The organism is Rhodococcus sp. HM1 (assembly GCF_023218075.1).
Lineage (GTDB): Bacteria > Actinomycetota > Actinomycetes > Mycobacteriales > Mycobacteriaceae > Rhodococcus.
Genome location: NZ_JALPTB010000248.1, coordinates 1 through 207 on the forward strand (window position 1 = coordinate 1; position 207 = coordinate 207).

1 tRNA gene is annotated in these 207 nt (G+C 54.1%); it reads left to right on the forward strand.

Annotation, left to right across the window (positions count from 1 at the left end):
- Nucleotides 1–50: 50 nt before the first annotated feature.
- Nucleotides 51–126: transfer RNA gene (locus M1M07_RS32630), tRNA-Gly, on the forward strand.
- Nucleotides 127–207: the final 81 nt, after the last annotated feature.

Below are 207 nucleotides of genomic sequence, written 5' to 3' on the forward strand. Positions count from 1 at the left end.
TACTGTAGCCAACGCTGTAGTAGGCTGGGTTGCGTGACCAGGAGGAACACGGTGATGACGAGCGCGAATATTGCGATTGTTCAGCTTCCCAAGCTGAATACGCGGGTTCGATTCCCGTCATCGGCTCAACGAAATACCCGATCTACCAGCGGAGATGCGAATCGCTCCCGCTTCCAGGAAATACTCTGTAGCCACAGCTGTAGCCAT